Consider the following 11,616-nt stretch of genomic DNA (forward strand, 5'->3'; position numbering starts at 1 on the left):
CGCCAAACCTGCTGCGACCAAATCACCGGTTACCGCACCCGCTGCACCTCAGGCGAGGGAAGAATAATGGTAAGTCTCGCGCGTGCTAAAAATGGCTGGGTAGTGTGGTTCAGTTTCGCTATCGGCCTGCTGCTGAGCGTTTCGCCGCTGCCGCAGTTCATGGAAATTTTCCGTCCGCTCTGGCTTGCACTGCTGTTGGCATTTTGGGCCTTGATGTTGCCGCACAAGGTCGGCATGACCACCGCCTGGATGCTCGGTCTGGCCGAAGACGTGCTGTATGGAACGCTATTGGGACAGAACGCCATGATCCTGACCCTGATCACGTTTTTGGTGATGTCCCTGCAGCAGCGCATGCGTACGTTCCCGATGTGGCAGCAAAGCATGGTCATTCTGGTTATTTTCGGCTTGGCCCAGTTGGCCCAACTGTGGCTGAGCGCGCTGACCGGTAACCGTCAACCGACGCTCGCGTTGGTGCTGCCCGCGCTGGTCAGTGCACTGCTGTGGCCGTGGGTCAGTTACGGCATGCGAGGTTTGAGCAAGCGATTGAGTATTTATTGAGCCGCCCATCACTGACAAGGAGATGTCCTAATGCCCTCGCTTTACCTGGCTTCTGGCTCGCCGCGTCGTCGTGAGCTGTTAACGCAGATCGGCGTGTCTTTTACTGCTCTCAGCGTTGACATCGATGAGACCCCTTTGCCCGATGAGTCCGCCGTTGCCTACGTCGAACGTTTAGCGCGTGGTAAGGCCGAGGCCGGCATGATGACGCTCGTCGCCCGCGGCAACGCTTTAAACGCTTGCGTGCTGGGGGCTGACACCGCCGTCGTATTGGATGGCCATATTCTTGGCAAACCGATGGATCAAGCGCACGCCCATGCCATGTTGAGTGCGTTGTCCGGACGAGAGCATGAAGTGCTGACGGCCGTGGCGATCCTCGACCATGAGCGTTGTGAAGCCTGCGTAGTGCGCAGTGTTGTGCGCTTGCGGCCAATCCAGGCTGGCGAAGCTCAGGCGTACTGGAGCAGTGGCGAACCCCAGGACAAAGCGGGGGGTTATGCGATTCAAGGACTGGCAGCAATCTTTGTTGATGGCCTGCAAGGCAGTTATTCAGCAGTCGTCGGTTTGCCATTGTGCGAAACCGCAGAACTGCTCAGCCGTTTCGGCATACCCTGTTGGCAACGCCCTGAAAGGTTACTGAGCCATGAGTGAAGAAATTCTGATCAACATCACGCCGATGGAGTCGCGCGTGGCAGTGGTTGAGAACGGTGTGTTGCAGGAGGTCCATGTCGAACGGACCCAGCGTCGCGGTATTGTGGGCAACATTTACAAAGGCAAAGTCGTGCGGGTACTGCCCGGCATGCAAGCGGCGTTTATCGACATTGGCCTGGACCGTGCTGCGTTTATTCACGCCTCGGAAATCTCCATGCGTGAAGGCCCTTCAGTTGAAAGCATCAGCGCGTTGGTTCACGAAGGTCAGGGTCTGGTGGTGCAAGTCACCAAAGACCCAATTGGCAGCAAAGGCGCGCGTCTCACCACTCAATTATCGATCCCGTCGCGCTATCTGGTGTACATGCCCCGGACTGCCCATGTCGGCATCTCGCTGAGAATCGAAGACGAAGCTGAACGTGAACGCCTGAAGAAGGTGGTCACCGACTGCGTCGCCCAAGAAGGCATCAAGGAAGCGGGCGGCTTTATTCTGCGCACCGCGGCCGAGGGCGCTGGCGCTGATGAAATCCTCATGGATATTCGTTATCTGCGTCGCCTGTGGGACCAGATCGGCGTGCAAATCCAGACCGTCAGCGCGCCCAGCGTGATTTACGAAGACTTGGGCCTTGCGCTGCGCACACTGCGTGATCTGGTCAGCCCGCGCATTGAAAAAATCCGCATTGATTCCCGCGAAACCTTTCAGAGAACCACCCAGTTTGTCGCCGAGTTGATGCCGGAAATCGCTGATCGCCTTGAGCATTACCCAGGTGAACGGCCGATTTTCGACCTGTACGGTGTCGAAGACGAAATCCAGAAAGCCCTTGAGCGCAAAGTCCCGCTCAAGTCCGGCGGCTACCTGGTAATTGATCCGGCCGAAGCGATGAGTACCATCGACGTCAATACCGGGGCGTTCGTTGGCCATCGCAACCTGGAAGAAACGATCTTCAAGACCAACCTCGAAGCCGCGACCGCGATTGCCCGTCAGCTACGCCTGCGCAATCTCGGTGGGATCATCATCATCGACTTCATTGACATGGAGGACGGTGAGCACCAGCGTCAGGTGTTGCGTACTCTGGAGAAACAACTGGAGCGCGATCACGCCAAGACCAACATTATCGGTATTACCGAATTGGGTCTGGTGCAGATGACGCGCAAGCGCACCCGCGAAAGTCTTGAACAAATATTGTGTGAGCCCTGCAGCAGTTGTCAGGGTCGTGGCAAATTGAAGACCCCGGAAACAGTGTGCTACGAAATTTTCCGAGAAATTCTTCGCGAAGCCCGCGCTTATCAAGCGGAAGGCTATCGTGTATTGGCCAATCAGAAAGTTGTGGACCGCTTGCTGGATGAAGAGTCGGGGAATGTCGCGGAGTTGGAAGGTTTTATTGGCCGGACCATCCGTTTTCAGGTCGAGACCATGTACTCCCAGGAACAATATGATGTGGTGTTGCTCTGATAGGCAATGCGTCACGTTCAGAACTAATGGCAGGACGCCTTTTAACGAGAATTATGCGTGGCGAATGAGCAATCCCCGATCCTCCCGATGACTGCGCAGCCGTGCAGAACGCACGCGCAAACCTTAGTCTGGAAGGTCTGCTGAAATGGGCCGACTGACACGGACTCTTGGTGTTTTGATTCGTTTGGGTCTGGGCTCTTGCGCTTTGTTTTTGGTGCTGTTGGCGCTGTATGTCAGCGTCGGGCGCCAATTGGTGCCGCTAGTCGCTGAATATCGCTTCGAGATACAAACCAAAGTCCACGCCGCGTTGGACATGCCTCTGAGCATCGGCCGCCTTGAAGGCCGTTGGAGCGGTTTCGCCCCGGTCTTGCTGGCACATGATGTGGTTGTGGGTGAGGGCGCCAACGCGCTGCGTCTGGACCATGTCACCGCGGTGCCCGACCTCTGGGCCAGCCTTGTGGCTCACGAAGTGCGGATCGCCCACCTTGAACTTGATGGCCTGCAGCTGAGCTTGAAAGAAAGCCCCGACGGTCATTGGGCGATGCAGGGCTTGCCGGTTAAAGACGACAAGCCCCTCGATCCAGAGCAGATGTTGACCCAGATAAAAGCGGTGACGCGCCTATCGCTGCTGGACAGTCAGGTCACCCTGCAGCCCTATGGTAAGTCGCCGCTCACGTTCACCTACGTCAGCTTCACCCTCGAAACGGCCGGCGATAACCAGCGGCTGGACGCACGCTTGACCTTGCCTGATGGTCAGCCGATGGCGCTCAATGTGCGTTCGCGGGTGCAGCCGCAGAAGTGGCGTGAGGGCGATGCCGATGCGTACCTGAGCCTGCCGCAAAGTGATTGGGCGCATTGGCTGCCAGCCAGCCTGACGCAACAGTGGAAAGTATCCACCCTCAAGGCCGGCGGCGAGTTATGGCTGAGTTGGGGCAAGGGCGCGCTGCAAAGTGCGGTAGCCCGAGTCAACGCGCCGAAGTTCACGGGTGCTTACGCTGAACGCAAACCGACCACCCTCAGCAATCTGGCGCTTAACGCCTGGTTCAAGCGCGGCGACGATGGCTTTACGTTGTCGCTTGAATCACTGGCCCTGAACATTGGCGAAAAGCGTTGGGAAAGCCGGATTCAACTGCAGCAGTCAGCTACGGGTAAAGACCAAGAGCTTTGGCATGTTCAGGCTGATCGCGTCGACCTGACGCCCATCACCCCCATTCTCGATTCGCTGGCGCCGTTGCCAGACCAACTGATGGTGGTGCTGGATAACCTGAAAGCCACCGGCGGACTGCGCAATGTCTTGCTCGATTACCGGCCACAGGCCGAGGGCGACAAACGCTTCGGGTTCGCGGCCAATCTCGACAAAGTCGGCTTTAACGCCTACCACGGTGCGCCCGCAGCCGGGAATGTCAGCGGCAGTATTAGCGGGGATCTTGGTCAGGGCGAGCTGCGCCTGGACACCGATGACTTCATGCTGCACCTGTACCCGATCTTCGCCCATCCGTGGAAATACCAGAAGGCCAACGCCCAACTCACCTGGAAGCTCGATAAGCAAGGCTTCACCCTGATTGCCCCGTACATCAAGGTGCTGGGCGACGAAGGAAAAATCGCCAGCGACTTCCTGATCCGTCTGCATTTCAACTCGACCCAGGAAGATTACATGGACCTGCGCGTCGGATTGGTCGACGGCGATGGTCGTTATACCGGTAAGTATTTACCGGCAGTGCTGAGCCCGGCGCTGGACGAATGGCTGCGCACGGCAATTCTCGGTGGCGCCGTCGATCAAGGCTACTTCCAGTATCAAGGGTCGCTGCAGCACGATGCAGTGGACGCGGCGCGCAGTATCAGTCTGTTTTTCAAGGTTCACGACGCTTCGCTGGCCTTTCAACCGGGATGGCCGACGCTGACGGGCGTGGATGGTAAAGTGTTTGTCGACGGCGCTGGCGTTCGCATCAAGGCCAGCAAGGGGCGTTTGCTCAATACCGATGTCAGTAATGTCTTGGTCAATATTCCCCATGCGCTGCCGGGCAAAAACAGTCATTTGCTGGTCGACGGTGACTTCGCAGGCGAACTCGGCGACGGCGTGAAGATTCTCCAAGAGGCACCGATCGGCACTGCGGATACGTTTGCAGGATGGCAGGGCGATGGTCCGTTGCAGGGTAAGCTCAAATTGGACATTCCTTTGGGCAAAGGCGAAGAGCCGAAAATCCTTGTGGATTTCGCCACCGACGCAGCACGTCTGAGGTTGGCGAACCCCTCACTGGATTTAACCCAGCTCAAGGGCTCGTTTCGCTTCGACAATGCCAAGGGCCTAAGCGGTAACGATATTCAGGCTCAGGCGTTTGAGCACCCCATCACTGCGCAAATTTTTGCCGAAGGCAAGCCGGGGGCAATCGTTACTCGCATCGCAGCCAGTGGCCAGGTTGGCCAAAAGCGGCTTGCCGAGTGGCTGGGCAATACTCAGCCAATGCCCGTTTCCGGTGACATGCCCTATCAATTACAGGTGATGCTCGGCAGTGCCAACAGTCAATTGCAGATCGACTCCAACCTCAAGGGGTTGACCGTCGACTTGCCAGCACCTTTCGGCAAACGACCTGAAGAGATGCGCGACAGTCAGTTCCGCATGACCTTGCAAGGGGCGGAACGGCGCTTCTGGCTGACCTACGGCGACCTCGCCAATCTTGCATTCGCTGCGCCCGCTGGCAAGATCGCCGACGGCCGCGGTGAGCTATTTCTCGGTAAGGGTGGCGCCGTGGTTCCGGACGCTAAGGGGCTGAGAGTACGAGGCGTGCTGTCAGAGCTCGACGTGACGCCTTGGAAAAACATGGTGGCGCGTTACGCGGGTGACGATCCTGGCGGCAGTGCCAAGCAATTGTTGAGTAGCGCCGACCTGCAGATCGGAAAGTTGAGCGCCATGGGCTCGACCCTCGAAAACGTCAGCGTGCAACTGGATCGCAAAGAGTCAGAGTGGGCGCTGGCGGTGGATAGCTCGTTGCTCAAAGGCACGGCTACTCTGCCAGACGCAAAGACCTCGCCGATGAATATTGACCTGCTGTACGTGAAGCTGCCGGCAGCCGATCCGAATGCGGCGGTTGTGGAAAACGCACCTGACCCGCTGGCCAGCGTGGACCCGAAATTGATTCCCGCGATGGACGTCAAAGTCACCCAGTTGTATCAGGGCGATCAATTGATTGGCGGCTGGTCCCTAAAAGCACGTCCGACCCCGACCGGTACGCGACTGTCTGATTTGAGCCTAGGTCTCAAAGGCATGTTGTTGCAGGGTGAAGGTGCTTGGGAAGGGGCGCCAGGATCGACCAGCAGTTGGTACAAAGGCGTGGTTGACGGTAAAAATCTGGCGGATGTGCTGAAAGGGTGGGGTTTTGCCCCTTCGGTGACCAGTGAATCATTTGAGCTTAATGTTGATGGTCGCTGGCCGGGCTCGCCCGCCTGGATAGGGGTCAAAACCTATTCGGGAAGCCTGGACGCTACGTTGCGCCGTGGGCAATTTGTCGAAGTGGAGGGCAGCGCCCAAGCACTTAGAATCTTCGGCTTGCTGAACTTTAACTCCATTGGACGGCGGTTGCGCCTGGACTTCTCCGATTTGCTTGGCAAAGGCCTGAGCTATGATCAAGTCAAAGGTCTACTGGTTGCCAGCGACGGTGTATATGTGACCCGCAGCCCAATTAGCATGACTGGACCGTCAAGCAACATTGAGCTCGATGGCACATTGGACACAGTCAAGGACCGGGTCGATGCGAAATTGCTCGTGGCCTTGCCGGTGACCAACAACTTGCCGATCGCCGCGCTGCTCATCGGTGCGCCAGCGATTGGGGGCGCACTGTTCCTGGTTGATAAGCTGTTAGGCGATCGTGTGGCCCGGTTTGCCAGTGTTCAGTACAGCGTTCAGGGACCGATCAAAGAGCCGAAAATCACGTTCCTCAAACCTTGAAAAACATCATTAGCGCCTGTTGGAGTACAGTGGCCGCATGTCTTGTCCGGAGCGCGCCATGTCCTTTGCCGTGATTCAAATGGTCAGCCAAAGCGATGTGCTGGCTAATCTTGCCCAGGCCCGGCGCCTGCTGGAGCAGGCCGCCGCCTCTGGCGCACGCCTTGCGGTGCTGCCGGAAAACTTCGCTGCAATGGGCCGTCGAGACGTCGCCGATATCGGCCGCGCCGAGGCTCAAGGCGAAGGTCCTATCCTCCCATGGTTGAAACTTGCCGCTCGCGACCTCAAGTTATGGATAGTTGCGGGCACATTGCCGCTGCCGCCGACTGATCGGCCGCAGGGCAAAGTGACCGCGTGTTCATTGCTGGTCGATGAGCACGGCGAGCAGGTGGCCCGTTATGACAAGCTGCATCTATTCGATGTGGACGTTGCCGATAGTCGTGGCCGCTACCGTGAGTCGGATGACTATGCTCACGGTCAAAACGTGGTGGTGGCGGATACGCCGGTAGGTCGGGTTGGGTTAAGCGTGTGTTACGACCTGCGTTTCCCGGAGTTATACACGGCGCTGCGCGAAGCGGGCGCTGAATTGATTACCGCGCCATCGGCGTTCACTGCGGTGACCGGTGCTGCCCATTGGGACATCCTGATCAGGGCGCGAGCGATAGAAACCCAGTGTTACGTGCTGGCAGCGGCGCAGGGCGGAATGCACCCGGGGCCGAGGGAAACCTATGGGCATGCGGCAATCATCGACCCTTGGGGGCGGGTATTGGCCGAGCAAGCCCAAGGCGAGTCGGTGTTGCTGGCCGAGCGAGATAGCGATGAACAGGCGTCCATTAGGGCGCGGATGCCGGTGTCCAATCACCGGCGATTTTTTTCGCAGGACGCCGTGCGGCCTGTGCACACTTCGGAGTGAATATGAGCGATTTGTCCTCTGTCAGCGAACACCTTTTAGCGCCGGGCGGCCTTAGCCTCGACAGCTTGCAGTCGGTGCTGGGCGAGCTGGCCGGACCCGGAATCGATGCGGCTGACCTGTATTTCCAAGGGCAGATTTCAGAATCTTGGGCATTGGAAGACGGCATCGTCAAGGAAGGCAGTTTCAACCTCGACCAAGGCGTTGGCGTGCGGGCGCAATCGGGCGAGAAAACTGGCTTTGCCTACAGCAACACCATTACCCACGAAGCGTTGAGCCTGGCTGCGCGCGCGGCTCGTTCGATTTCCCGTGCTGGGCAAGAAGGCCGGGTACAAGCGTTTACTACCCAAGATGTCGCTCAGCTGTATGCGCCGGATAATCCGCTGGAAGTGATGACCCGAGCCGAAAAAGTCGAGCTGCTCAAGCGCATCGACGTTGCAACGCGGGCTCTGGATTCGCGCATCCAGCAAGTGACGGTCAGCATGGCGGGCGTCTGGGAGCGCATTCTGGTGGCTTCCACTGACGGCAGCCTGGCGGCCGACGTGCGTCCGCTGGTGCGGTTCAACGTCAGCGTCATCGTCGAGCAGAATGGACGACGCGAGCGCGGCGGCCATGGCGGCGGCGGGCGTACGGACTACCGTTATTTCCTCAGTGATGACCGCGCCATGGGGTATGCCCGTGAAGCGCTGCGCCAAGCACTAGTCAACCTTGAAGCGATCCCGGCACCGGCCGGCACCCTGCCTGTGGTTCTGGGGCCTGGATGGTCTGGCGTGCTGTTGCACGAAGCGGTTGGGCACGGTCTGGAAGGCGATTTCAACCGCAAGGGCAGCTCCGCCTACAGTGGGCGCATGGGTGAGATGGTCGCGTCCAAGCTGTGCACCATCGTCGATGACGGGACGTTGGCCGGTCGCCGTGGTTCGCTGTCTGTAGACGATGAAGGTACACCGACCCAATGCACCACGCTGATTGAACATGGCGTGCTCAAGGGTTACATGCAAGACAAGCTCAACGCGCGGCTGATGGGCGTGGCTCGCACCGGCAATGGTCGTCGCGAATCGTACGCGCACTTGCCGATGCCGCGCATGACCAACACCTACATGCTGGCTGGACAGAGTGATCCTGCGGAAATCATCGCTTCGGTAAAACGCGGCATCTACTGCGCCAACCTGGGCGGCGGACAAGTGGATATCACCAGCGGGAAATTCGTATTTTCTACCAGCGAAGCGTATTTGATCGAAGACGGCAAAATCACTGCACCGGTCAAAGGCGCGACCTTGATCGGCAACGGGCCGGAAGCCATGAGTCGAGTGTCGATGGTCGGTAACGATCTGTCGCTGGACAGCGGCGTAGGCACCTGTGGCAAAGACGGTCAGTCATTACCGGTAGGCGTAGGCCAGCCGACCTTGAAGATCGATGCAATTACGGTAGGTGGCACAGGCGGTTGAACGTGAGCCGGGGTTGGATGGTAAAAAACACCCACCCCGGATCGAAGACTAGCGCAGACCGCGCAGGGTCTCGTCGAGCTCACGGATGTACTTGAACAGTTTACGGCTGGCAGCCGGTGGCTTGTTTTGCGCCAGCTCATGTTGAGCCTGGCGAATAAACGAGCGCAGTTGCTGACGATCCGCATCCGGATAGTCACCGACAAATTTTTCAATCACGTCGTCGGTGCCGACAAGCAAGCGATCACGCCAGCGTTCGAGGCCGTGAAAGCGTTCGTTATATTGGCGAGTGGAGGCATCCAGTTGATCAAGCAGTACCAGAATGGCGTCAAGGTCTTGATCGCGCATCAGTTTGCCGATGAACAGGATATGCCGCTTACGCGCAATGTTTGCCGTGTGCTTGGGCGCTTCAGCCAATGCCCGGCGCAGGGCGTCGGTCAGGGGCAGCTTCGCCAGCAGGTCAGGCTTGAGTGTGGTCAGGCGCTCGCCCATGTCAACCAGAGCATGTAGCTCGCGTTTGACCTGAGTTTTGCTTTTACCCTCGTCGAGGGAGTCGTCGTAAGAATCAACCATGGGGGCAGTCCGCTAATAATCGCCGCCATGATAACCAGTCGAGGGCCACTTGTCCGGCCCGGTCGGTATTCGGCATGTGCCGAAAGCAGAATTTGATGGAGAAAGTCATGAGTGAATCTCAAAGCGTCGGCCCACAAGCATTGCCGGCACTGCAAGACCAGGTCGAGCAAATTCTCGCCGAAGCCAAGCGCCAGGGCGCCAGTGCCTGCGAAGTTGCGGTGTCGCTGGAGCAAGGGTTGTCGACATCGGTGCGCCAGCGTGAAGTAGAAACCGTCGAGTTCAATCGCGACCAAGGGTTCGGTATCACCTTGTATGTAGGGCAGCGCAAAGGCTCGGCGAGTACATCGGCCAGCGGCCCGGAGGCTATTCGTGAAACCGTTGCCGCTGCCTTGGCGATCGCCAAGCATACGTCTGAAGATGAAAGCTCGGGCCTTGCCGACGCGGCGTTGATGGCTAAAGAGTTGCAGGATTTCGATCTGTTCCATGCGTGGGACATCACACCTGAGCAGGCCATCGAGCGCGCCTTGATCTGTGAAGCGGCGGCGTTTGATGCCGACAGCCGGATCAAGAACGCGGACGGCACCACGCTCAATACCCATCAAGGCTGCCGCGTATACGGCAACAGCCATGGTTTTATCGGCGGATCAGCGTCGACTCGTCACAGCCTGAGTTGCGTCATGATTGCAGAAGGCGATGGCCAGATGCAGCGCGATTACTGGTATGACGTGAGCCGTCAGGGTGAATTGCTGGCGGACGCTCAAAGCATCGGCCGTCGCGCTGCTGAACGAGCTGCTAGCCGGTTGGGCGCGCGTCCAGTACCTACTTGCGAAGTGCCGGTGCTGTTTTCCGCGGAACTGGCGGGTGGGTTGCTCGGGCATTTCTTGTCGGCCATTTCCGGTGGCAATTTGTACCGTAAATCTTCGTTTCTCGAAGGCGCCATGGGTCAACGGCTGTTTCCTGAATGGCTGACGCTCGACGAACGGCCACATTTAATGCGTGGCATGGGCAGTTCTGCATTTGACGGCGATGGCCTGGCAACTTACGCCAAACCGTTCGTCGAAAACGGTGACTTGGTGTCTTACGTGTTGGGGACTTATTCCGGACGTAAGCTGGGCTTGCCGAGCACCGCTAACTCAGGCGGCGTGCACAACCTGTTTGTCACCCACGGCGTTGAAGATCAGGCGGCGTTGCTGCGTCGGATGGGTCGCGGCTTGTTGGTGACGGAGTTAATGGGCAGCGGTTTGAACATGGTGACGGGCGACTACTCCCGTGGCGCGGCAGGATTCTGGGTTGAGAATGGAGAGATTCAATTCCCGGTGCAGGAAGTGACCATCGCCGGCAATCTGCGCGATATGTTCAAGCAAATCGTCGCCATCGGCAGCGATCTTGAACTACGCAGTAATATTCGCACGGGTTCGATATTGATTGAACGGATGACGGTCGCGGGTAGCTGAAGCAAGGTCGATTCACCATCTGTAGGACCGAATTCATTCGGGAAGGCAGCGGTGCGGTATGCCTGGCGCACAGCTTCGCCTGCTTCCCGAATGAATTCGGTCCTACAGAAAGATGGTGTGCGGCGGACAAACAATCACACAGAGATTTGATTGCGGCAATCTACCGGCTGCGGGTAGATTCCGTTTAGTGACATGGACGTCAACGGAAGGGCCTTGGCCCGAAATGAAAGGGATTCACACCATGAAAGCAGTCATTATGACCGCCGTCGAGCGGCAAAAACTTCAGGTTGAGACCGCCAAGTTGAAGGCCGAGGCCGACAAACTCAAGGTTGAAGCGCGGAAATATGCTCGGGAAATTTTTTGGTATCCCGTTGGCATTTCCTGTGGATTAATCGGCACGGTGGCGACGTTCACTGCCTTAATCATTAAGCTCCTCACCTAGCGCTAGCAGGGTTGGAGTCACTCGCCTTCATCAAACCGGTTATTGATCAGCGCAATCAAACCATCCAGCGCAGCCTGATCGTCTTCGCCGTCGGTGTGGAGATAGATTTCTGTGCCTTTGCCAGCGGCCAACATCATGACCGCCATGATGCTTTTGCCGTCGACCGTGCTTTCTGCGTCGCGACCGACTCGTATCTTGC

General features: G+C 58.0%; 10 protein-coding genes. 8 read left to right on the top strand and 2 right to left on the bottom strand.

The features are described from left to right. Window positions 1–66 precede the first annotated feature (66 nt). The 6 genes from mreD (at window position 67) to tldD (ending at window position 8,951) form a co-directional block, all read left to right on the top strand. Window positions 67–558 carry a rod shape-determining protein MreD gene (gene mreD, locus M0974_RS05440; RefSeq protein WP_297833750.1) on the top strand — a complete coding sequence of 164 codons (492 nt, stop codon included), beginning with the start codon at window positions 67–69 and terminating at the stop codon, window positions 556–558. A gap of 30 nt (window positions 559–588) precedes the next feature. Continuing rightward, entirely contained in the window at window positions 589–1,206 is a 618-nt protein-coding gene (locus M0974_RS05445) for a nucleoside triphosphate pyrophosphatase (protein ID WP_297833735.1), read from the top strand. Beyond that, the gene (gene rng, locus M0974_RS05450; RefSeq protein ID WP_297833737.1) at window positions 1,199–2,656 is read left to right on the top strand and encodes a ribonuclease G; all 1,458 of its coding nucleotides are present in this window, start codon (window positions 1,199–1,201) and stop codon (window positions 2,654–2,656) included. The genes M0974_RS05445 and rng overlap by 8 nt, the downstream gene beginning before the upstream one ends. 145 nt (window positions 2,657–2,801) lie before the next feature. Continuing rightward, the gene (locus M0974_RS05455; RefSeq protein WP_297833740.1) at window positions 2,802–6,599 is read left to right on the top strand and encodes a YhdP family protein; all 3,798 of its coding nucleotides are present in this window, start codon (window positions 2,802–2,804) and stop codon (window positions 6,597–6,599) included. Window positions 6,600–6,657: 58 nt separating this feature from the next. Continuing rightward, complete coding sequence (locus tag M0974_RS05460; protein ID WP_297833742.1) at window positions 6,658–7,509, top strand: carbon-nitrogen hydrolase family protein; 852 nt, start codon at window positions 6,658–6,660, stop codon at window positions 7,507–7,509. Between the two features lie 2 nt (window positions 7,510–7,511). Beyond that, entirely contained in the window at window positions 7,512–8,951 is a 1,440-nt protein-coding gene (gene tldD / locus M0974_RS05465) for a metalloprotease TldD (protein WP_297833744.1), read from the top strand. A 48-nt stretch (window positions 8,952–8,999) separates the two neighbouring features. Here tldD and yjgA read toward each other — a convergent pair whose 3' ends face one another. Beyond that, the gene (gene yjgA / locus M0974_RS05470; RefSeq protein ID WP_297833746.1) at window positions 9,000–9,521 is read right to left on the bottom strand and encodes a ribosome biogenesis factor YjgA; all 522 of its coding nucleotides are present in this window, start codon (window positions 9,519–9,521) and stop codon (window positions 9,000–9,002) included. Between the two features lie 107 nt (window positions 9,522–9,628). On the opposite strand from yjgA, the gene pmbA reads away from it, so the two are divergent. Both pmbA and M0974_RS05480 read left to right on the top strand, forming a co-directional pair. Next, window positions 9,629–10,975: a metalloprotease PmbA gene (gene pmbA / locus M0974_RS05475; RefSeq protein ID WP_297833748.1), complete on the top strand. Its 1,347-nt coding sequence runs from the start codon at window positions 9,629–9,631 to the stop codon at window positions 10,973–10,975. Window positions 10,976–11,216: 241 nt separating this feature from the next. Continuing rightward, window positions 11,217–11,417 carry a hypothetical protein gene (locus M0974_RS05480; protein ID WP_367278961.1) on the top strand — a complete coding sequence of 67 codons (201 nt, stop codon included), beginning with the start codon at window positions 11,217–11,219 and terminating at the stop codon, window positions 11,415–11,417. A 17-nt stretch (window positions 11,418–11,434) separates the two neighbouring features. Here M0974_RS05480 and M0974_RS05485 read toward each other — a convergent pair. Further along, window positions 11,435–11,616 (bottom strand): HPr family phosphocarrier protein (locus tag M0974_RS05485; protein WP_297833749.1); only part of this gene is annotated, 182 nt, incomplete at its 5' end.

The sequence above is a fragment of the Pseudomonas sp. genome, assembly GCF_026224925.1.
Lineage (GTDB): Bacteria > Pseudomonadota > Gammaproteobacteria > Pseudomonadales > Pseudomonadaceae > Aquipseudomonas.